The sequence below is a fragment of the Flavobacterium sp. GW821-FHT12A05 genome, from assembly GCF_058807735.1.
This window is the reverse complement of the sequence record NZ_JBXAQY010000001.1, coordinates 374,953-397,393: the sequence shown is the minus strand read 5'-3', so window position 1 is coordinate 397,393 and position 22,441 is coordinate 374,953. Positions and strand designations below refer to the sequence as shown.

Here is a 22,441-nt window from a genome sequence, read left to right as displayed (position 1 = left end):
TTCATTAAAAATAAAAAATTATCTTTGCAGGATATGACACTTATTTCAACTGACAACACTAAGAATCAAGAAATTGTAAAAAATGTTTTTACAATGTATCTTGAACAAAAAGGGCATCGCAAAACTCCTGAGCGTTATGCTATACTTCAGGAAATTTACGATAGCGAGGAACATTTTGACATAGAAAACCTATACATCAAAATGAAAAACAAAAACTACCGTGTGAGCAGGGCTACGCTTTACAACACGATTGAGTTATTGTTAGACTGCGCTTTGGTTAGAAAACATCAATTTGGACAAAATCAGGCTTACTACGAAAAATCATATTTCGACAAACAGCACGATCATATTATCATGACAGATTCGGGCGAAGTAATTGAATTTTGCGATCCAAGAATTCAAACCATCAAAAAAACGATCGAAGAAATTTTTGATATTGAAATCACAAATCACTCGCTTTATTTCTACGGAAACAAAAAGCAAAGTTCACAGTCTTAAGAAAAGACTTTTTCAAAAAAATTAAAAAAAGAAAATTAACTACATAATCAGTAGGACAACTTAGATTGTCCCAACGCAAATTAAAAACAGAATGACCGTAGATTTATTACTAGGATTACAATGGGGAGATGAAGGTAAAGGAAAAATTGTTGACGTTCTTACCTCAAATTATGATATTATTGCACGTTTTCAAGGAGGACCAAATGCAGGACATACATTAGAATTTGACGGAATTAAGCACGTACTTAGAACTATTCCTTCTGGAATTTTCCACAAAAATTCAGTAAATATCATCGGAAATGGTGTTGTAATTGATCCAGTAGTTTTTCAAAAAGAAATTGAAGGTTTAGAGAAATTTAACCTTGATATCAAAAAGAAATTAATCATTTCTAGAAAAGCACATTTAATTTTACCAACGCACCGTTTACTTGATGCTGCTTCTGAAGCATCAAAAGGAAAAGCAAAAATTGGTTCTACTCTTAAAGGAATTGGCCCTACTTACATGGACAAAACGGGTAGAAACGGTTTACGTGTGGGTGATATCGAATTAGAAGATTTTAAAGATCGTTACAGAGCTTTAGCTGACAAGCACGAAGCTATGATTGCTTTCTATGATGTTAATATCCAATACAATTTAGCTGAACTTGAAAAAGAATTTTTCGAAGCTATTGAAGAATTAAAAAAATTAGATTTTATTGACAGTGAAGAATACATGCACCAAGCTCAAAAAGCAGGTAAATCTATTCTTTGCGAAGGAGCTCAAGGTTCATTATTAGATGTTGACTTTGGAACTTATCCTTTTGTAACTTCATCAAATACTACTGCTGCAGGAGCTTGTACTGGTTTAGGAATTGCGCCTAACAAAATCAAAGAAGTATACGGAATTTTTAAAGCTTACGTTACTCGTGTAGGAAGCGGCCCTTTTCCAACTGAACTTTTTGACGAAGTTGGAGCTACAATGGCAAGAGTTGGTAACGAATTCGGATCTGTAACAGGAAGACAAAGACGCTGTGGATGGTTAGACCTTGTGGCTTTAAAATATGCTGTTCAGGTAAATGGAGTTACGCAGTTAATGATGATGAAAGGTGACGTTCTTTCTGGATTCGAAACTTTAAAAGTTTGTACAGAGTATAACTACAAAGGACAAAACATTTCTCACTTCCCTTACAACATTGAACCAGAAAACGTTACTCCGGTTTACAAAGAATTTAAAGGTTGGAAACAAGATTTAACTGGATTGACAACTTACGATCAGTTACCAAAAGAGCTAAAAGAATATATTGAGTTTATTGAAAAAGAAATCGAAGTGCCAATCAAAATTGTATCGGTTGGACCAGACAGAAAACAAACAATAACAAAATAATACATTTAAACGCTCTGAAAATCAGGGCGTTTTTTTATGAAACTATTTTCGAAATGAGAAAAAATCCAGAAATTGAAATAACCGAAACCAAGTTATTATCTGATAATTGGTACGTATTAAATAAAGTTACTTTTAACTACAAAAAAGAAAGCGAAAAAACAGAATCACATATTCGCGAAGTATACGACCGAGGTAATGGCGCTGGTATATTATTATATAATACTGCTAAAAAAACAGTTATCCTTACGAGACAATTTCGCTTACCAACCTACCTTAACGGAAACAAAACCGGAATGATGATTGAGGTTTGTGCCGGACTTTTAGATAAAGACAATGCTGAGCAGGCTATTATTCGCGAAACAGAAGAAGAAACGGGTTATCGCTTAAAAAAGGTTCAAAAAGTAATCGAAACTTATATGTCTCCGGGATCTGTAACCGAAATTCTGTATTTGTTTGTTGGAGAATATGACGAAAGCATGAAAGTAAGTGCCGGAGGCGGACTCGATGCTGAACAGGAAAATATCGAAGTTCTGGAATATACTTTTGATGAAGCTTACGCAATGATTGAATCTGGAGAGATTACAGACGCTAAAACTATTTTATTATTACAGCACGCAAAAATAAAAGGACTGATTTAGATTTTTTAAGTATTTTTAGAATCTAAAAATTCGTAAAATGCTCAAATTTAAAATATTCATTTTTCTATTTTTTCCTTTACTTCTAACTGCCCAAAACGAAAAAATACCCGCCGTAAAATTAAACCAGGATCTTACCCTTTTTAAAGAAATAAGAGAAAAAGCAAATTCTGGAATTTATAAGTACCGGACCAAAAAGCAAATTGACAGTATTTATTCGTGGGCATTTTCGAAAGTAAAACAACCGCAGACACTGCTGGATTTTTATAAAATCATTTTAAAAATCACAGATTTTGAAGGCAGTGTACACAACAATACTTCTCTTCCTGATGCATTTAAAAAACGTACATTAGGAAAAGTATTTTTTCCGTATCCGGTAAAATTAATCAACAGTAAAATTGTAATTAATTTAAAAAATACCGAAATCCCTCTTGGTTCCGAAATTATAAGCATTAACGGAATTAAAAGTGATAAAATGATACGCGATTTATCTAAATATTACACCACAGACGGTTTTAATAAGTCTGGGAAATCAATTGCAATTAATGGTTCTTTTTCAAGATATTTAGAACTGGAATATGGAGGTAAAGAAACGTTTTTAGTAGAATATTCCCTTCCCGGCGAAACACAAAAACAATCTAAAGGTATCGCCGGAGTTTCGGCTGATGAACGAAAAGAAAACTTTAAAAATCGTCATTCATTTCCCAGCGACAGCTTGCAATACGGCAGCAAAAGCAAGAACAAATATTCCTTTAAAACGATTTCTCCCAATACAGCTTTATTAGCCGTTCATTCTTTTAACATTGGAGGAAATGCCAAAGCCAAGGAACATCAGGTTTATAAAAAATATCTGGACAGCTGTTTTCAAATGCTTTCGGCACATCCGGAAATCAAGAATTTAATTGTAGATATTAGAAATAATGGCGGAGGGACGGATCCAAATGATCTTTTGACCTTTTCTTATCTGACTCAAAAAGCGTTTCGCGAAAATTCAGATGCTTTCATCAATTTTCAAAAAATTCCATTTCTTGATTACTTTGTTTACGAAGAAACAGATCCAGCAAAGAAACTGGAAGAAAAAAATGATTTTGAAGAAGAACTTAAAGAAGAATATCCCACATTAAAAGGTAAAATATATACTCAGGATCAAAAATTCAATCAGGTGTTGCAACCTGATCAAAACAATTTTAAAGGTCAGATTTATTTACTTATAAGTCCGCGTGTCGCCTCTGCAGGATCATTATTTGCCGCTTTGGTTGCTGGTAACACAAATGCCATAACAATTGGCGAAGAAAGCATGGGTGGTTATTATGGACATAACGGTCACACTCCTATCGAGTATGAATTGCCAAACACTAAAATAAAAACACAATTTTCTATAGTAAATTTAGAACAGGACGTACCCAAAAAAGCCAATCAGATTTTTGGACGCGGCATTATCCCAGATCGTGAAGTCAAACAAACTTTTGAAGATTTTATACAAAACAAAGACACGCAGTTTGAATATACTTTGAAATTAATTGAGGAGAAATAAAGTTAGACTCTTGATATCGTGTATTGAGAGCTTTGTCAAAGTTTAAAACTTTGACAAAGCTTTTTTTGTTACGTTTCGTATTCAAATTTCAAACAATGTTATAGCCCTAAAATGAAAATCAAGCAAACAATTCAAAAAATTGTGTAAGGCATATTACCTAGTATAGTTATAATTTTATTTTCATAAAAACACGACCTATGAAAAAGTTATATTATACAGCAAACGTAGTACTTATATTAATGTTGGCTTTGGTAGCTTCTTGCAAAAAAAGCGATACTATAAACCTGACCGACAATACCGATAAAGCGAAACCAAAGAAAAAAATAGAATACAAGAAACCGGAATCTTCTGTTTCTTATCAACTTGACAAAACAAAAGACTGGTTAAAAATAAATGAAGCAGACAGCAGTAAACTGGATATTGTTTACGCTTTAAACAGAACAGATAAAGCGAATCTTAAAAAGCTGGATTCTGTTGTAGTTCCAACAGACTTTAGCGGCGATTTGGTTTATTATCTTCCATTTCCGCTACATGTTTCGGCTTTAGAAGAAGTTGATAAGATTATTATTTTCTCTTATCCAACACAAACTTTTGCCGCTTACGAAAATGGAGAATTGGTTTATACGGGTCCAACAAATATGGGAAGAAAAAAAGATCCTACACCAACAGGATTATTTTTCACCAACTGGAAAGCCGAAAAAACAACCAGCACGTTTAACGACGAATGGGATTTAAAATGGAATTTCAACATCGAAAATAAACTTGGAGTTGGTTTTCACGAATATGCTTTACCAGGCTATCCGGCTTCGCATTCTTGTTTGAGATTATTAGAAAAAGATGCTAAATACCTTTACAAATTTGCCGACGAGTGGATTCTAAAAGACAAAGAAAATGTAAAAGTAAAAGGAACTCCGGTTATCGTTTTTGGAAGTTATGATTTTGACGGTCCAAAACCGTGGTTACAATTATCTTCTGATCCAAAAGCTTTGAATATTTCTGAAAATGAAATTGAAAATGAAGTAAAACCGTTTATTCAAAAGATTTTAGAGAATCAAAAATTGAGAGAAACGGAACAACATACCGCAGCGCTTTAAAATTTTGACCTTAGATTTTCAATTTCCTAAAAATTAAATCTAAACTCAATTTATAAAATCAAAAAAGGCATAAGAAACGATTTCTTATGCCTTTTTATATTTGAAAAGCTTTAAATTATCTAGAATAATTTGGCGCTTCTTTTGTAATTGTTACGTTATGAGGGTGACTTTCCGTGATTCCGCTTGACGTGATTCTAACAAAACGTCCCGTTTCTTGTAAAGTAGGAATATCTTTTGAACCACAGTATCCCATTCCGGCACGAAGACCTCCAATAAACTGAAGCATACTTTCGTTTAATTCTCCTTTATAAGGAACACGACCCACAATTCCTTCCGGAACTAATTTTTTAACGTCGTCTTCAACATCCTGGAAATAACGGTCTTTTGAACCTGTCTGCATCGCTTCAACAGAACCCATTCCTCGGTAAGACTTGAATTTTCTTCCTTCAAAAATGATCGTTTCTCCCGGAGATTCTTTTGTTCCTGCTAATAATGAACCTAACATTACACAGTCAGCACCTGCAGCGATTGCTTTAGGAATATCTCCAGTATAACGAATTCCACCATCGGCAATAACTGGAACTCCGGTTCCTTTAATTGCTGCAGCAACTTCTAATACTGCCGAGAATTGAGGAAAACCAACACCTGCAACGATACGTGTTGTACAGATTGAACCAGGTCCAATTCCTACTTTAACGCCATCAGCACCATTTTCTACTAAATATTTAGCAGCTTCCGGAGTTGCAATGTTTCCAACAATAACATCTATTTGAGGGAATTTTGATTTTACTTCTTTTAAGGTATTTACCACACCTTCAGTATGTCCGTGTGCAGTATCGATAATGATCGCATCTACACCTGCTGCTACTAAAGCTTCAGCTCTTAAAACTGCATCTCCGGTAACCCCAATTGCAGCTGCAACTCTCAATCGGCCAAAAGTATCTTTGTTTGCGATTGGTTTTTGAGTCAGTTTTGTAATATCTCTAAACGTAATTAAACCAACTAATTCGTTTTTAGCGTTTACAACCGGTAATTTTTCGATTTTATGACCTTGCAAAACTACTTCGGCCTGCTCTAATGAAGTTCCTTCTGCAACAGTAACCAAGTTTGCACTTGTCATTACCTCAACGATTGGTCTTGCTCCGTTTTTTTCGAAACGCAAGTCACGATTCGTAACGATTCCTTTAAGGATTTTGTTTTCGTCAACGATTGGAATACCGCCAATTCCGAATTCTTTCATGGCGTTTTTAGCGTCGGCGATAGTTGAATTCATTGGTAATGTTACCGGATCGATAATCATTCCTGCTTCGGCACGCTTCACTTTTCTAACCTTCGCCGCTTGCTGCTCGATGGTCATGTTTTTATGTAAAACTCCAATTCCACCTTCTTGTGCCATAGCGATTGCCATTGCACTTTCGGTCACTGTATCCATAGCAGCAGATACAATTGGAACGTTTAATGTTATGTTTCTTGAGAATTTTGATTTGATACTCACTTCGCGGGGAAGCACATTCGAGTAGTTAGGTACTAATAATACATCGTCGTAAGTTAAACCTTCGCCGATAATCTTGGAGTTGTGTGCTATCATGGTGCAATTTCTAGTTGAATTGCGTGCAAATATAGTGAATAAATTGCTAACTTAAATACTAACTTATTCATAAATTTAACTTTACAGGAAAATACCTATGATTTTAAATTCCAAAAATTAAATTCTAAATTCCAAAACAAAACCTCTAAAAGTTCTCGATTTTGCTTGAACTGACAGAAGAATTAAATGAGCTTATTTCACTTATAAAGTTGAGAAAAATTATTCTTTTGAGTTTTGAAAAATGAAATTAAATCCAAATTGAAAAGCAGCACTATTGGCTTTAGAAACATCTTTATATTCAAAAATATTATCTACTAAAGCATAAATATTAAATTTCCCGATTGTGCCCGAAACGCCTAAACCAACATTGGTATTAGAATAGGGATCGAATGTATAAGTAGCTTTTACATCGAGTTTTTCGAAAATACTTCGTTTGTAAAAAGCTGTTAAAGCAACGTAGGGTTCGTTAGGCATTGTCATCAGAAATAATTGTGCTCCAACTCCGTTTAAATATCTTTTTTCGTCTGAACCTTTGCAATTACAATCACCATCATATCTTGATTCTCCAAAAGAATATTGTACAGAAGAGTTGAATTTAACCGGACGCCAGGTAGTGTATTTTTTATAAATTTTCTCCTCTGGAATAGCGTCTTCAAAATCGTCGAAAATATTTCCCGGTTTATCAGTACTATCAAAAATTGGATTTACACCATTGTATATATAGTTCCCTTTATATCTTCTGGTTTCAACATCTTTTGACTGTCTTATAAAACCAACATCGAGTATACTGGCCGTAAGCTGCAGATTGTCTTTCATATTATAGGTAACTCCGGCATCAAAACCTAAACCCAGACTTCCGTTAAAAAAAGTATTATGAGCCATATCGCTTGCAACACTGCCCTCGTATTCGTCTTTTGTAAATTTCGCGATACCAGAAGTTTTAAGTTCTAAGTTCGATTCGACCATTTGGGTGTACATATTAACTCCCGTACCCGGACCGGTATAGATATATCCTGAATTTCGGGTTGAAGTCGCATTCGCACCGCTGGAATAAATTTTGGCACGTCCGCCTAAAACCAGTTTTTTACTGAGTTTTTTATGAAAACCGACATGAAAAACAGAAAGCACCTCGGCACGGACATTTAAGTCGCCTAAATTGAAGGATTTTCCAATATAATTCTGATTCCCGTCTACGGCCAAAATAGCAAGATCTTTTGGAAAATACATTAAGAAATCAAATTCCTGATAAACTCCAAATGAAATATAAGACTGACTTTCCCTGCCTCCTACTCTAAAGCCGCCCGAAAATATTTCAAGCTGTTCGTTGACCTGGGTTTTATCATTAGCCGATGATTTATTGATTATGTTTCGGACTTTATCATTAAAATCTACGCCATTGTTGGCAAATAAATCATAAGCCGAGAAACTGCTTGAACCTGTATTTACAGAAACTCCAGACAATAACGGAATACCAAAATAATATTTATACGAAACATCAGCACCCGGATTTACAAGTGAAGACTGCGGAATTGACGTAAAGTTGTACAGGATTTGTTTATTTTGGGCAAAAGAAAACTGCACAAGAAGTATCAAAATTAAAAGTGCCTTTCTCATTCGAATCTCATATAAGCGATTGCACCTGATTTTAATTTTAAATTGCCTGAGATATTCCCGGTTCCGGCTTCAACCGTAACCGTAAAGCCAACTTTCATCGTTTTCTTTAACAAAGCCAGCCTATCTCCTTCATAAACTTCGGCAGGATATTTTATAATATTAGAACCGCCTGTATAAGCAGGAACATCTAAATGAATTGTTTCCAGTATCTGATCGTTTGCATCGATGAGTGCCAATTCGACCTTAAAACCTCTATTCATCGTATTTTCGATTTCGAAATTGAGTTCAGCTTTTACTAGATCTTCGTTTAAATATTTATTTCTAAAAACATCAAATTCTTCTACATCCGGCGGTATTTGGTGCGCCTGTCCATCATCTGGAATTTGATTTGCCCTTAAATTAAAAAAAGCAAGGTTAGCAACCAGAACAGGCTCAATTTTAAAATCATCAACCTGATCAAAATCTAACTCACTCGAACAAGAGAGAAATAATACTGTCGAAAATAATATAATGGAGATTTTATTTATGAAATTTGACTTCATATAGATTTTTTATGAGATAAATTACAACGTTATTACTTTGCAATATATTATTTAAATGTACGAATAATTCCCTTTTTTAATGAAATTTTCCAAACAATTTCGATGCTTCGTTATAAGCACTTTCAAAGCTTAAAGAATTAAGTCCTGTTATTTTTTTATTGGCCGTAAAATAAGAGATTAACTTTTCTGTAGGCATATTTCCGGTTAGTTTATCCGTTGCCATTGGGCATCCGCCAAAACCCTGAATTGCGCCGTCAAAACGAATACAGCCTGCTTTTGCTGCAGCATCTATTTTTTCGAACCAGCTGTCGGGCGTTGTGTGCAAATGCGCTCCAAACTCAATTTCAGGATATTTCGGAATTAAATTCGAAAACAAATACGTAATAACATCCGGCGTAGAACTCCCAACAGTATCAGAAAGGGATAAAATTTTCACGCCCATTCCAGCGAGTTTTTCAGTCCATTCGGCTACAATTTCAACATTCCACGGATCTCCGTATGGATTTCCAAATCCCATTGAAAGATACGTTACTACTTCTTTATTTTTTTTATCGGCAATTTCCAGAATTTCTTCCAGCGTAATCAAAGATTCAGCGATTGTTTTATGCGTATTACGCATCTGAAAATTTTCAGAAATAGAAAAAGGAAACCCTAAATATTGAATTGCCTCGTGTTCTGCTGCTGAAGCTGCGCCTTGTGTATTAGCAATTATCGACAGCAGCTTACTACTCGTTTGAGACAAATCTAACTGCGCCAAAACTTCGGCCGTATCCTGCATTTGCGGAATCGCTTTTGGCGATACAAAACTTCCAAAATCAATTGTATCAAAGCCTACACGAAGCAGGGCTTGTATATAAGTAACTTTATTTTTTGTTGGAATAAAAGTCTTGATACCTTGCATGGCATCTCGTGGACATTCGATAATCTTGATCTCTTTATTCAAAACTTATGCATTTGTTAAGGCTAAGTTAGTTCCTTTTTTAAAGAAATAAAAATTAAGTATTTATTCTGCTTATTTTCAAAACCATATAAGTACTATCAGTCCATTTAATTTTCTGTTAGTTCAAATGAAGATGTCTTCATTCCTTAATTATTACACAATATTGTAATAGCTAAATTTATTACCTAAAAACGTAATATTGTAAAATATTACCAAAAAGTGTAATAATTAAAAATATTACTTATATTTGTAATACAAGTTTTATTATTTTTTAATTATATTTGATTGTTATGACTAGTGTAATTACAGGTGACATAATTGGTTCAAGACAACAGGAATCGCAGCATTGGGTGGAGGATTTAAAAAAAGTCCTGGCTCCGCTTGGCGAAACACCAAGTCAATGGGAAGTATACCGGGGTGATGAATTTCAAATAGAAGTTAAAAATCCTGAAGATGCTTTTTTGACTGCTGTTTTAGTAAAAGCACATTTAAGAGCCTTAAAATCTGATGCACGTATGAGTATTGGTTTTGGAGATAAAACACACAATGCTCAAAAAATATCCGAAAGCAACGGAACGGCTTTTATAAACTCGGGAGAACTTTTTGAGACTTTAAAAAAACAAAAAGTAACTTTAGCCCTGCGTACCGACGATATTGATATTGATGAAAAACTGAATTTAATGATCCAGCTGGCGTTGACTTTTATGGACAACTGGCTGGCGCAATCGGCAGAATTTGTCGCTGCGGCGATAGAAAACCCAACACTTTCGCAAGAAGAATTGGGACAAAAATTAGGCATTAATCAAGCTGCCGTGAGCCGAAGACAAAAACGTGCTCAGTTTGATTTGGTTATGAATTTAGATCGTTATTTTAGAACACAAATAAAACAACTTACAGCCCCATGATTTTATTTATAAAACTGCTTTTGGCACATTTATTAGGCGATTTTATCTGGCAGCCTAATTCCTGGGTTATCGATAAAGAAAGAAAAAAACATAAAAGTATTTACCTATATCTACATGTTTTACTACACGGTGTTTTGGCAGCAATTCTGGCTGGAGAAATCCGCTTTATTCCTTACGCACTTTTAATTGCCGTTACACACGGAATTATCGATTTGATTAAACTGAATTTCCAAAAAAACAAAACAAAACGCATCTGGTTTGTATTGGACCAAATTGCTCATGTTTTGGTTTTAACAGGCGTCGTTCTTTTATACGAAAACAAAAGCATGATCTATTTTTGGCAGAATAATGATTTCTGGATTTTGATAACGGGAATTTTATTGATTAGTAAACCTACGTCTATTTTCATTAAAACCATTATTTCAATCTGGGCTCCCGAAAGCCAAAACAGCCATCAGGATAATTCGCTGATAGCTGCCGGAAATTATATTGGTATATTAGAACGCTTATTTGTGTTCGGGTTTATTTTAACCGGACATTTTGAAGCAATTGGATTTTTATTAGCCGCAAAATCTATTTTTAGATTTGGGGATTTAAAAGAAGCCAAAGACCGAAAACTAACAGAATACGTTTTAATTGGCACCTTGATTAGTTTTGGAATCGCAATACTGACCGGATTAATTGTTCAGGCGCTGTTATTACTTCCCTAAAACTTTTTTGTTGATTGCTTTTATCAACGCTGGCCCTTCATAAATAAAACCTGTATACAACTGCACTAAACTTGCTCCTGCATTTAGTTTTTCGATGGCATCATCGGCAGAATGAATTCCTCCTACTCCAATAATCGGGAACGCTTTGTTGCTTTTTTCCGAAAGAAAACGGATTACTTCTGTAGAACGTTTCGTTAATGGTTTTCCAGACAAGCCTCCTGTTTCAGATTGGTTTTGAGATTCTAATCCGTCTCTTGAAATAGTTGTGTTCGTTGCAATAACACCTGCAATCTGGGTTATTTTTACAATATCAATAATATCTAATAATTGCTCGTCTGTAAGGTCCGGAGCAATTTTTAAAAGAATTGGTTTTACTTTTTGAGTGCTCTTTTTTTGCTTTTCGATGTTTCTGTTTTGCAAAGTCTGTAATAAAGCCGTTAAAGGTTCTTTATCCTGCAAAGCTCTTAGATTTGGCGTGTTTGGAGAACTCACATTTACCACAAAATAATCTACGTGATCGAACAAAGCATCAAAACAAATGATATAATCATCAACCGCATTTTCGTTTGGCGTAACTTTATTTTTACCAATATTTCCTCCAATTAAAACCCCCGAATTCTTTTTCAAACGTTCTACAGCTTCAAGAACACCGCCGTTATTAAAACCCATTCGGTTAATAATCGCCTGATCTTCTTTTAAACGAAACAAACGTTTTTTAGGATTCCCTTCCTGGCCAACCGGCGTTACGGTTCCAATTTCGATAAAACCAAAACCAAAATCAGAAAGCTCTTTATACAGCTTGGCATCTTTGTCAAATCCTGCGGCAAGTCCAACCGGATTTTTAAATTTAATTCCAAAAACTTCTCTTTCTAAACGAGTATCTTTTACTTCATAAATTGATCTTATAATCGACGAAACTCCAGGGATTTTTGAAATGAATTTTACAAATGAAAAAGTAAAGTAATGCACTTCTTCTGGATCAAACCAAAAAAGTATCGGACGAATTATCAATTTATACATAAGAGTTGTGTTGTTGTTATTTTGGCTGCAAATTTAAATATTATAGTTTAAAAAGGTGCTCTTTTACAGAAAACAAATTATAAGAGTTTTTGAGCTGGTTTTAATCTTAAAAAACGAAACATTTTACAAAACCAAAAAAATGAGAAGTAAAATTGTTACTATGATGTTGCAAGTTATAAAATGAAACGAGTTCAAATCCCCTGACAAGTTGTTTAGATTATTAATTATTTAATTTTAAGCCATTTAAACTTTAGGAATTTCAAAAAATAAGCAACGGGAATACTAATCTCTTTTCGATCAATGTTTTAAGATCTCAAACTATCCTAAAATACTTACTTTACTTTTTAATACAAGTTCTTTTTTTTAATAACTTTAACTAACTTAAAATCCTGAAAATGAAAACCATAAACAAAACAATAAGAAAAACAGCACTAGCATGTTTAGCCGGATCGTTTTTTTTGATTTCAATTGACAGTATGGCGCAGCGTCGTGGCGGCGGAGGTGGCGGGATTCACAGAGCCGGCGGCGGTCAATCCAGACCTGCAATATCAAGACCAGCTAATCAATCGCGTCCAGCGGTAAACAGACCTGCAACGACAAGACCCGGTTCTAACGGTTCCGGCACTAAAATAAACAGACCTTCCAGCGCATCAAACACAAACATTAACAATAGAAACGGAAATATAAATAGCAATAACATTAGAAATTCGGGTAACCGAAATACTAATATTAGCGGCAACACAGTAAATAGAAACAGAAACAATGTCAATATTAATGTGAACAACAGCATTCATGTACAAAATAATCGTAATACGATAGTGAGACCTGGTGTAAGACCTTATGTTCGTCCTCCTTATGTATATGGCGGTTATCGATACAATTGTTATCATCCTTATTATCCTCGTCCGTACACACCTTTTTATTGGGGACCAGTTTGGCACCCGTGGGGATTTTTTGTAGCTACTCTGGCCGTTACTGCAATCGTAGTAAGCGTAGAAAGTACTCAATACCATTATGATCAGGGAGTTTGGTACACCTCAACAAACGGAGGCTATACCGCTGTACCGGCGCCAGTTGGAGGAACGGTAAATAATATTCCAAGCGGCGCAGAAACTGTCAATACCGGAACCGTCAACAATTATTATTACGGAGGAACTTATTACGAAAAAGACGGAGGCAAATATACTGTCGTTGCACCAACTGCCGGAACCATAGTAGACAATTTACCCGAAGGCGGTGAAGAAGTTACGGTTGGTGATGTAAAATATGTGAAATTTGGAGAAACCTATTATCAACCTGTACAAATTGACGGTAAAAACAAATATGAAGTAGCTCAGGTTGAAAAAGACAAATAGTTTTACTAAATCTATAAAATTACTATACTATTAAAAGTTATTTTTATATTTTTGACTCAACCTATTGACACCCAATACCACTAAAAAAAACATTACAATGAAAAATAAAACCTTTTGGATTTTCGCAATACTTACAATTTCCATAATTTCAATAACGTATGGCGTTACAAAACTAATTACACCTAAAGAAAAAGTAACGGAAACCGCTATGGAATGTCACGAAGTTCCAAATACTTCGGAGGCTTCTGCTTTTAAACCAACTATTGAAAACAAAAATAAACCTGCTGGAAAAGCGCCAAAAGGAATGGTTTGGATTCCGGGCGGTGAATTCTCAATGGGAAGTAATGTTGAAGATGAAAGTCTGTGCAGTTTATCTGGTGTAACAAAAGATGCGGCTCCTATTCATCGCGTGTATGTTGATGGCTATTATATGGATGAAACCGAAGTGACCAATGAAGAATTCGAAAAATTTGTAAAAGCAACCGGTTATATTACCGTGGCAGAACAAAAACCAACTAAAGAAGAATTTCCAACGGCATCTGAAGAAGATTTAATTACAGGATCGGTAATATTTACCCCAACTCCATCTGCAGTAAATTTGAACAATTTTTTACAATGGTGGTCTTATGTGGGCGGAACTGACTGGAAACATCCGCTTGGACCTCAAAGCTCTATTAAAGGAAAAGAAAATTATCCTGTCGTACATATTACGTATGAAGATGCCGCAGCGTATGCAAAATGGGCTGGAAAAAGACTTCCAACCGAAGCCGAATGGGAATTTGCTGCTAGAGGAGGAAAAACAGGAGAAATTTATGCCTGGGGAAATACGCTTAAACCAAACGGAAAATTTCAGGCGAATATCTATCAGGGACATTTCCCAATTAAAGACGGCGATACCGGAGAAGATGGATTTAAAGGTATTGCACCCGTAAAACAATATCCGCCAAATGCTTACGGCTTGTATGATGTTGCTGGAAATGTTTGGGAATGGACAAACGACTGGTACAGCGTAGATTATTATAAATCATTAAGCGAAAGCGGAAAAGTAGCTAAAAATCCGCAAGGGCCAAATGCTTATAACGATCCTAATGATCCAACACAAATAAAACGAGTACATCGCGGCGGTTCCTTTTTATGTACAGACCAATATTGTACGCGATATATGGTGGGAACCAGAGGAAAAGGTGAAATCAGGTCTGCGGCGAATCATCTTGGTTTTAGATGCGTAAAAAGTATTTAAAAAGATAAAAACTACAAGAAGAAGGATTCTCTAAACAGAATCCTTTTTTGTTTTTTTGAAGATAAACCCCAAAAGATATCTGCTAAAAAAAATGTTTATATTTGCTAAAAATAAAAAGAAATGCAACATATCATAGATCGTTTTATCAGTTATGTAACAATTGATACTGAATCAGATCCGAATTCAAAAACAACCCCAAGTACAGAAAAACAATGGAATCTTGCTAATAAATTAGTCGAAGAACTAAAAACAATTGGTTTAACAGATGTTACGATAGACGATAAAGCCTATATTATGGCAACCCTGCCTAGTAATGTCGATCATGAAGTTCCTACAATTGGTTTTGTTTCTCATTTTGATACTTCTCCAGACTTTAGCGGCGCAAATGTAAAACCTCAGATTGTTGAAAATTACGACGGAAAAGACATTGTTTTAAACGCTGAAAAAAACATTATTTTATCTCCAGACTATTTCAAAGATTTATTACAATACAAAGGTCAGACGATTATTACCACCGACGGAACAACTTTGCTTGGTGCCGATGATAAAGCGGGAATTACCGAGATTGTTTCGGCAATGGAATACCTTATTCAGCATCCGGAAATTAAACACGGAAAAATTAGAATTGGTTTTACTCCCGATGAAGAAATTGGACGCGGTGCTCATCATTTTGATGTTGAAAAATTTGGTGCTCAATGGGCATACACCATGGACGGAAGCCAGATTGGCGAATTAGAATATGAAAATTTTAATGCAGCCGGAGCCAAAATTACTTTTAAAGGAAAAAGCGTTCACCCTGGTTATGCTAAGGGAAAAATGATTAACTCCATGTTACTTGCCAATGAGTTTATCAACGAACTTCCAAAAGGCGAAACGCCTCAGGAAACAAAAGGTTACGAAGGTTTTTTCCATGTTCACCATTTAACAGGAAGTATCGAAGAAACTGTTTTAGAATTAATTATCCGCGATCACAACAAAAAGAAATTCGAAAAACGCAAAGAGCTGATTGAAAAAATCGCCAAGAAATTCAATAAAAAATTTGCTAAGAAATTCGGAGAAGACATTGTAATTACCGAAATTAGAGATCAATATTACAATATGAAGGAAAAAGTACTTCCGGTTAAACATATTGTTGACATTGCCGAAAAAGCAATGCGCGAATTAAACATCAAACCAATCATTAAACCTATTCGCGGCGGAACCGATGGATCTCAGTTATCTTTTATGGGATTACCTTGTCCGAATATTTTTGCCGGAGGTCATAATTTCCACGGAAAATACGAATACGTTCCCGCAGAAAGCATCCAGAAAGCAACAGAAGTTATTGTAAAAATTGCAGAACTTACCGCAATTCCGGGTATTTTTGATACAAAAGAAAAACCTAAAACAAGAAGATAATTGGAAACCGCTTCCGAAAATAAAGGCATTTGGAAATATGGCAGCCAATGGGAAGAAGAACTCCTTCTTCTTAAGTCTATCATTGACAAAACCGAACTTAAAGAAACCACAAAATGGGGCGGTCCGGTTTATGTTTACGAGAAAAAGAATGTCCTTGGCCTTGGAGGCTTTAAAGATTATTTTACAATTTGGTTCTTTAATGGGGTTTTCCTGAAAGACGAGAAAAAGAAACTCATTAACGCTCAGGAAGACAAAACTAAATCACTGCGTCAATGGCGTTTTACTTCAAAAGAAGAAGTAAACGAAAGAGATATTCTAGAATATATCGCAGAAGCAATTGAAAATGAAAAGCAGGGTAAAATCATTAAACCTTCAAAGAAAGAAGCTATCGTTTCAGAACTTCTCGAAAAAGAAATGATTCAAAATCCCGCTTTAGCCGAAGCTTTTAAAAAGTTTGCTCCATACAAACAATATGAATTTCTGGAATATATTGAAAGCGCCAAACAGGAAAAAACGAAACTCGCGAGAATCGAAAAACTGATTCCTATGATTTTAGAAAATATCGGTCTGAATGATAAATACCGATAATTTTTTGGAAAACTTCAATTTTTAAAATCTAAATTCCAATCTATAGACCTTTGTCAAAGTTTAAAACTTTGACAAAGGTTTTTTTTCGTCCGTCATTGCGAGGAACGAAGCAATGACTCATTCCGTTTTAAACAAAAAAAATCCCAAACTCCATTTGGAATTTGGGATTTCGATATTGTAATTAAAAAAATTAAGCTTTTTTATTCAAAGCAGCACTCATTTCCATAGAAATAGCTGAACGCTCAATTTTTAATTTTCCAGACATTGTTTCGATAATAACTGAAGTTTCAGCAAGTTCTACAACTTTACCGTGGAAACCACTTTTAGTAATTATTTTGTCACCTACTTTTAGGCTGCTTTCAAATTCTTTTTCGTTTTTCGCTCTTTTTTGTTGTGGTCTAATCATGAAAAAATAGATTACCACAAACATTAATAGAAATGGCGCAAATTGAGTTAATTGTCCCATAATTTTAAATTCTGTTTTTTAATTTATATTAATATTTTCTTTGGAGTTAGCTCTTCTCCCGAAGCCTCGGGATCGCTCAGAGTGACACCTATAATTGGAATTTGTTATTTATTTTTCTGGAATTTTTCCTCTTTTACATTAACCCTCTTCCCACTTTCACCATTTTTTTATTGGCTTCAAGTTCTTTTACAAGATTATCTAAAATTCCGTTGATAAAAATACTACTTTTTGGTGTAGAATACTCTTTTGCAATTTCTAAATATTCGTTAAGAGTTACTTTTACTGGAATCGATGGGAATTTCAGGAATTCGCAAATTGCCATTTTCAAGATAATAGTATCAATTTCTGCAATCCTTTCGCTGTCCCAATTTGGCGTTTTATCATCGTATTCTTTAGCCAGAACTGACTCGTTTAAAACTGTTCTTCTAAATAAATCTTTAGCAAAATCTTTATCCTCAACATCTTTGTACAATTTAGGAACTCTAAAATCGTCCGGATCTTCGGTTTTAATTGCTTTCAATTGTTTGATAATATGTGTATTTACAACCGGAATATCATCAACCCAAGTCAATTTATCATCCTCTAAATACTCATATAATTTATCATTAGGAACAATAACCTCTGCAAATAAATCAGCAATAAATTGTTTGTCTTCTTCAAAAGTATTGACATTGTTGCTCATGTATTTTTTATACAAATCGCTTGCTTTAATATCATTTAAAAGTAAAATGATATAATCGTCGTTTAATGTCCAGTTGTTGATTTTGCGATTCTCTAAAGCAATACTAAGTGAGTTGCTTTCGGCAAGAAGCTGAAAAATTTTGTTTTTGATAAATTTTTCATTCGGATTACGTTCTGCTGCTGTGGCAAGATGTTTTTTACTTGAAAGATGTAAAAAAACAGATTCTTTTTTGCAAATTTCAATTAATGAAGAAAGCATTATAAGATATAAATCCTGAATATTGTCTATACTGTAAAAAAGAAACTTCTCTTCTTTTTCCATATTATCAGAACCGCTTTGATGCATTGCATAAATGGATTGCATTACTTTAACCCGTATGTGTCTTCTATTTACCACCTCGTAAGAACATTTAAAAATTAGTCTGCAAAATTAGGAATTTCAATCCTGATATTAAAATTAATTCGCAATTTTTAGTCACAGTTTTCAGTCACAGTTTTCAATACTGCAGAAAATAGTTAAAAAAGTCTCCGTTTTTAGTCTCAGTTTTCAGTTTACAGTCTCTGTCTCAGTTTTCAATAGCGGAGCATAAAAAAAATCTCAGTCTCAATTTTCAAACTGAAAACCGGGACTGAGACTGTAAACTGAAAACTGAGACTGAAAAACTCTAAAAATTACTTCTTAGCAGCGTTTTCAATTTTTCTTGCATCAATACGATTTTGAGCAATTGTAAGTGCAGCTTTATGAGTAGTGATTCCGTTTTTCACCGCGTAATCGATAATTTCTAAAGTTGTGTTGTAGATATTTTCGGTTTTAGCCATGATTTCAGCTTTACCATAATGCTCTAATTCAGCATAAACATTGATGATTCCACCAGCATTGATTAAGAAGTCCGGAGCATATAAAATTCCTCTTTCCTGTAATCTTGCACCGTGAACATTTTCATCAGCCAACTGGTTGTTTGCAGCACCTGCAATAACTTTAGCTTTAATTTTGTTTACTGTATCGTCATTAATTGTTGCTCCCATTGCACATGGCGCGTAGATATCGACATCTGCCGTGTATAAATCTTCACCAGTATAAATAGACGCATTATATTTTGAAGCAACCTGGTATAATTTTTCTTCGTTAATATCCGTAATTGTTACCTGAGCTCCTTCTTTAGTTAAATATTCAACTAAAGTTTCACCAACGTGTCCAATTCCCTGAACCAAAACTTTTTTACCGTCTAAAACATCAGAACCAAACTGACTTTTAGCAGCGGCTTTCATTCCTAAATAAACTCCGTAAGCTGTAACAGGAGAAGGATTTCCAGAACCGCCTCTTTCTTCAGAGATTCCCGTAACATAAGGCGTTACATCTCTTACAGTGTCCATGTCTTTAGTTTCCATTCCAACATCTTCAGCTGTAATATATCTTCCGCTTAAAGAGTGAACAAATTCACCAAACTTACGCATTAATTCAGGCGTTTTTTGTGTTTTTGCATCCCCAATAATTACGGCTTTACCACCACCAATATTCAAACCGGTAATAGCTGATTTGTAAGTCATACCTCTAGAAAGACGCAAAACATCATTTAACGCTTCCCACTCCGTATTATAATTCCACATTCTGGTACCACCCAAAGCTGGCCCCATAACCGAATTATGAATACCAATAATTGCTTTTAAACCTGTATCTTTGTCATTGCAAAATACAATTTGTTCGTGATCGTCAAAAGATAACTGACCAAAAACAGGATCCATTTTTTGAAGTTCCTTTCCAGTTGCGAAAGCTGCATCCATAGTATAAGTTTTAAATTTGTTTAGAAATTATGAATTCGTCAAAAAGACTTCTCAAACATAAACAAAAAATGAACTTGTCATAATTTTTTATCTATAAAATAACAATTATACAATATTTTTATTTTGATTAAATTGTAATTTATTATACTTTTAATTAAGAATAATTCATAAAATTAAATCAATACAATATTGAATCTCTTAAAAAAATGAAAGAATTAAGCTATTTAAACAAATATTTTATTAAATATAAATATAGTTTTTCACTCGGAATTTTAATCACCATAATCGCACAAATTTTTTCTTTATTTACTCCTAAACTAATCAGCAAGTCGTTAAACGCGATCGAAACGTTTGACAAATTACCGGCTGCTGAACAAATAAAACAGGTTGTAATTGACTCTTATCGTCAGGATTTAATTCATAACGTACTGTTAATCATTGCAACAACTATTGTTGCGGGGTTCCTGACTTTTTTAATGCGCCAGACTTTAATTGTAATGTCACGCCATATTGAGTTTGATTTAAAAAATGAAGTTTTTAGGCAATACGAAAATCTTTCTCAAAATTTCTATAAGCAGAACCGTACAGGAGATTTAATGAACAGAATTAGCGAAGACGTTTCTAAAGTCCGCATGTATGTTGGGCCGGCTGTAATGTATACCATCAATACATTTATTCGTTTTGCGATCGTTATACTATATATGTATAATGTTTCGCCTTTGCTTACTTTATATACTATTCTTCCCCTGCCTATTTTATCGTATTGTATTTTTAAACTGAGTTCAGAAATCAATAAACGAAGCACGACTTTTCAGCAGTATTTATCTAAAGTTTCGAGTTTTACCCAGGAAATATTTTCTGGAATAAGAGTCATAAAAGCGAATTCATTAGAAGATCAGCATCAAAATAACATGGTGAACCTTGCCGACGAAAGCAAACGCAAGAGTTTGGATTTAGCCAAAGTACAATCGTTGTTTGGTCCGTTGATGATTGCCCTTATTGGAATCAGTAATTTAGTTGTAATTTATTTTGGAGGTGTAATGTACATCAATGGTACGATTCCGAATATTGGTACAATTGCCGAATTCATTTTATATGTTAATATGTTAACCTGGCCGGTTGCGTCTCTAGGATGGGTATCGTCGATGGTTCAGGAAGCCGAAGCTTCGCAAAAGCGTTTGAATGAATTTTTGAAAATTGAACCGGAAATCAAAAACAACAATCCAAATTCTTCAGACATTCAGGGTTCCATTGCTTTCGAGAATGTAAGCTACACTTATGAAGATACCAATATCGAAGCTTTAAAAAATGTTACGTTTACCGTAAAAAAAGGCGAAACACTGGCTATTTTAGGAAAAACAGGTTCCGGAAAGTCCACAATATTATCATTGATTTCTCGTTTATATGATGTTACCGAAGGCCAGATTACAATTGATGGAAACGAGATTAGTACTCTGAACTTAAACGATCTTAGAAACAACATTGGAATTGTACCTCAAGACGCTTTCTTGTTTTCGGATACTATAAAAAATAACATCAAATTTGGGAATCAAAATGCGACGGATGAAGAAGTAATAGAAGCAGCCAAAAACGCTGTAGTTCATGATAATATCATTGCTTTTAACAAACAATATGACACCATTTTGGGCGAACGAGGTATTACACTTTCGGGCGGACAAAAGCAGCGCGTGTCTATTGCGAGGGCAATTATTAAAAATCCGGCTATTTTACTTTTTGATGATTGTTTGTCTGCCGTTGATACCGAAACTGAAGAAACAATCCTACATAATCTATTTGAAATTTGTAAAGATAAAACTACAATAATTGTCAGTCATCGAGTTTCATCGGCTAAAAATGCCGACAAAATCATCATTCTTGAAGATGGCAGAATCATTCAACAAGGGTCTCATAATCAATTAATAAATCAAGAAGGTTATTATGCATCGTTATATTTAAAACAACTTTCGGAAAAAGAATTACTTTAATTGTTGCGTAATAGATAATTTTTTATGATTTTTGAGTACTATTAATTCCAAAAATGATAGAACGTATTATGAGAGAAAATGACATGTTAGAAAAAGAAGAGATTTTTTCTAAAGTATTACGAGCAGGAAGAAGAACTTATTTCTTTGATGTGAGAGCTACTAAAGCTGACGATTATTATATCACGATTACCGAAAGCAAAAAATTTACCGAAGAAGACGGTTCTTTTCATTTTAAAAAACACAAAATTTACTTATACAAAGAAGATTTTAGTGCTTTTGCTGAAATATTAGAAGAAATGACTTCATACGTTTTGAACCACAAAGGCGAAGAAGTAATTTCTGAAAGACACCAAAAAGATTTCAAGAAAGAATACGGTTCTGATAAAGCTGAAACGCAAAGAACAAGCTTTACTGATATTGATTTTGACGATATTTAATCCGATATAACTTTTTTAAAAAGTACAAGTCCAATATGTCCCGCATTTTGGACTTTTTTTATATAT

21 protein-coding genes are annotated in these 22,441 nt (G+C 34.3%); 13 read left to right on the top strand and 8 right to left on the bottom strand.

The annotated features are described in order from the left end of the window. The first annotated feature begins 33 nt into the window (after nucleotides 1–33). From AC1RRQ_RS01500 to AC1RRQ_RS01480, 5 genes are all read left to right on the top strand, one after another. On the top strand, nucleotides 34–498 hold the full coding sequence (locus AC1RRQ_RS01500) for a Fur family transcriptional regulator (protein ID WP_053471018.1): 465 nt from the start codon (nucleotides 34–36) through the stop codon (nucleotides 496–498). A 91-nt stretch (nucleotides 499–589) separates the two neighbouring features. Continuing rightward, nucleotides 590–1,861, top strand: a complete 1,272-nt coding sequence (locus AC1RRQ_RS01495; RefSeq protein WP_493020728.1) for an adenylosuccinate synthase — start codon at nucleotides 590–592, stop codon at nucleotides 1,859–1,861. A gap of 53 nt (nucleotides 1,862–1,914) precedes the next feature. Continuing rightward, nucleotides 1,915–2,499 carry an NUDIX domain-containing protein gene (locus AC1RRQ_RS01490; RefSeq protein ID WP_493020726.1) on the top strand — a complete coding sequence of 195 codons (585 nt, stop codon included), beginning with the start codon at nucleotides 1,915–1,917 and terminating at the stop codon, nucleotides 2,497–2,499. A 37-nt stretch (nucleotides 2,500–2,536) separates the two neighbouring features. Then, nucleotides 2,537–4,030 (top strand): S41 family peptidase, encoded by a 1,494-nt coding sequence (locus AC1RRQ_RS01485; protein ID WP_493020724.1) that lies wholly within the window; start codon nucleotides 2,537–2,539, stop codon nucleotides 4,028–4,030. A 197-nt stretch (nucleotides 4,031–4,227) separates the two neighbouring features. Further along, nucleotides 4,228–5,124, top strand: a complete 897-nt coding sequence (locus AC1RRQ_RS01480; protein ID WP_493020722.1) for a L,D-transpeptidase — start codon at nucleotides 4,228–4,230, stop codon at nucleotides 5,122–5,124. 115 nt (nucleotides 5,125–5,239) lie between these two features. Here AC1RRQ_RS01480 and guaB read toward each other — a convergent pair whose 3' ends face one another. The 4 genes from guaB to AC1RRQ_RS01460 form a co-directional block, all read right to left on the bottom strand. Further along, nucleotides 5,240–6,712 (bottom strand): IMP dehydrogenase, encoded by a 1,473-nt coding sequence (gene guaB, locus AC1RRQ_RS01475; RefSeq protein WP_493020720.1) that lies wholly within the window; start codon nucleotides 6,710–6,712, stop codon nucleotides 5,240–5,242. Nucleotides 6,713–6,931: 219 nt separating this feature from the next. After that, nucleotides 6,932–8,326, bottom strand: a complete 1,395-nt coding sequence (locus AC1RRQ_RS01470; RefSeq protein WP_493020718.1) for a DUF5723 family protein — start codon at nucleotides 8,324–8,326, stop codon at nucleotides 6,932–6,934. Then, a complete protein-coding gene (locus tag AC1RRQ_RS01465; RefSeq protein ID WP_493020716.1) occupies nucleotides 8,323–8,868 on the bottom strand; it encodes a hypothetical protein in 546 nt (181 codons plus the stop codon). Before AC1RRQ_RS01465 ends, AC1RRQ_RS01470 begins: the two co-directional genes overlap by 4 nt. A 76-nt stretch (nucleotides 8,869–8,944) precedes the next feature. Beyond that, the gene (locus AC1RRQ_RS01460) at nucleotides 8,945–9,811 is read right to left on the bottom strand and encodes a hydroxymethylglutaryl-CoA lyase (RefSeq protein ID WP_493020714.1); all 867 of its coding nucleotides are present in this window, start codon (nucleotides 9,809–9,811) and stop codon (nucleotides 8,945–8,947) included. A 287-nt stretch (nucleotides 9,812–10,098) separates the two neighbouring features. On the opposite strand from AC1RRQ_RS01460, the gene AC1RRQ_RS01455 reads away from it, so the two are divergent. Both AC1RRQ_RS01455 and AC1RRQ_RS01450 read left to right on the top strand, forming a co-directional pair. Further along, nucleotides 10,099–10,713, top strand: a complete 615-nt coding sequence (locus tag AC1RRQ_RS01455; RefSeq protein ID WP_493020712.1) for a SatD family protein — start codon at nucleotides 10,099–10,101, stop codon at nucleotides 10,711–10,713. Next, the gene (locus tag AC1RRQ_RS01450) at nucleotides 10,710–11,423 is read left to right on the top strand and encodes a DUF3307 domain-containing protein (RefSeq protein WP_493020710.1); all 714 of its coding nucleotides are present in this window, start codon (nucleotides 10,710–10,712) and stop codon (nucleotides 11,421–11,423) included. The genes AC1RRQ_RS01455 and AC1RRQ_RS01450 overlap by 4 nt, the downstream gene beginning before the upstream one ends. On the opposite strand, the gene AC1RRQ_RS01445 is transcribed toward AC1RRQ_RS01450, so the two are convergent. Beyond that, the gene (locus tag AC1RRQ_RS01445) at nucleotides 11,412–12,443 is read right to left on the bottom strand and encodes a quinone-dependent dihydroorotate dehydrogenase (protein ID WP_493020708.1); all 1,032 of its coding nucleotides are present in this window, start codon (nucleotides 12,441–12,443) and stop codon (nucleotides 11,412–11,414) included. The two genes, AC1RRQ_RS01450 and AC1RRQ_RS01445, sit on opposite strands and share 12 nt — an antisense overlap. 395 nt (nucleotides 12,444–12,838) lie before the next feature. On the opposite strand from AC1RRQ_RS01445, the gene AC1RRQ_RS01440 reads away from it, so the two are divergent. From AC1RRQ_RS01440 to AC1RRQ_RS01425, 4 genes are all read left to right on the top strand, one after another. Then, nucleotides 12,839–13,798, top strand: coding sequence for a DUF6515 family protein (locus AC1RRQ_RS01440; protein ID WP_493020706.1), 960 nt, complete (start codon nucleotides 12,839–12,841; stop codon nucleotides 13,796–13,798). A 97-nt stretch (nucleotides 13,799–13,895) separates the two neighbouring features. Next, nucleotides 13,896–15,038: a formylglycine-generating enzyme family protein gene (locus AC1RRQ_RS01435; RefSeq protein WP_493020704.1), complete on the top strand. Its 1,143-nt coding sequence runs from the start codon at nucleotides 13,896–13,898 to the stop codon at nucleotides 15,036–15,038. Between the two features lie 120 nt (nucleotides 15,039–15,158). Continuing rightward, nucleotides 15,159–16,436, top strand: a complete 1,278-nt coding sequence (gene pepT, locus AC1RRQ_RS01430) for a peptidase T (RefSeq protein WP_493020702.1) — start codon at nucleotides 15,159–15,161, stop codon at nucleotides 16,434–16,436. Beyond that, nucleotides 16,437–17,024, top strand: coding sequence for a YdeI/OmpD-associated family protein (locus AC1RRQ_RS01425; protein WP_493020700.1), 588 nt, complete (start codon nucleotides 16,437–16,439; stop codon nucleotides 17,022–17,024). A 190-nt stretch (nucleotides 17,025–17,214) separates the two neighbouring features. On the opposite strand, the gene yajC is transcribed toward AC1RRQ_RS01425, so the two are convergent. The 3 genes from yajC to AC1RRQ_RS01410 all read right to left on the bottom strand — a co-directional run bounded on the left by yajC (nucleotide 17,215) and on the right by AC1RRQ_RS01410 (nucleotide 19,953). Beyond that, the gene (yajC, locus tag AC1RRQ_RS01420; RefSeq protein ID WP_089055418.1) at nucleotides 17,215–17,490 is read right to left on the bottom strand and encodes a preprotein translocase subunit YajC; all 276 of its coding nucleotides are present in this window, start codon (nucleotides 17,488–17,490) and stop codon (nucleotides 17,215–17,217) included. A gap of 133 nt (nucleotides 17,491–17,623) precedes the next feature. After that, complete coding sequence (gene nusB, locus AC1RRQ_RS01415) at nucleotides 17,624–18,535, bottom strand: transcription antitermination factor NusB (protein ID WP_493020698.1); 912 nt, start codon at nucleotides 18,533–18,535, stop codon at nucleotides 17,624–17,626. Nucleotides 18,536–18,843: 308 nt separating this feature from the next. Continuing rightward, nucleotides 18,844–19,953, bottom strand: a complete 1,110-nt coding sequence (locus AC1RRQ_RS01410; protein ID WP_493020696.1) for a Glu/Leu/Phe/Val family dehydrogenase — start codon at nucleotides 19,951–19,953, stop codon at nucleotides 18,844–18,846. A 206-nt stretch (nucleotides 19,954–20,159) separates the two neighbouring features. Here AC1RRQ_RS01410 and AC1RRQ_RS01405 point away from each other — a divergent pair, with 206 nt between their 5' ends. Both AC1RRQ_RS01405 and AC1RRQ_RS01400 read left to right on the top strand, forming a co-directional pair. After that, the gene (locus AC1RRQ_RS01405; RefSeq protein ID WP_493020694.1) at nucleotides 20,160–21,938 is read left to right on the top strand and encodes an ABC transporter ATP-binding protein; all 1,779 of its coding nucleotides are present in this window, start codon (nucleotides 20,160–20,162) and stop codon (nucleotides 21,936–21,938) included. A 68-nt stretch (nucleotides 21,939–22,006) separates the two neighbouring features. Further along, complete coding sequence (locus tag AC1RRQ_RS01400; protein ID WP_493021455.1) at nucleotides 22,007–22,375, top strand: PUR family DNA/RNA-binding protein; 369 nt, start codon at nucleotides 22,007–22,009, stop codon at nucleotides 22,373–22,375. The last annotated feature ends 66 nt before the right edge of the window (nucleotides 22,376–22,441 follow it).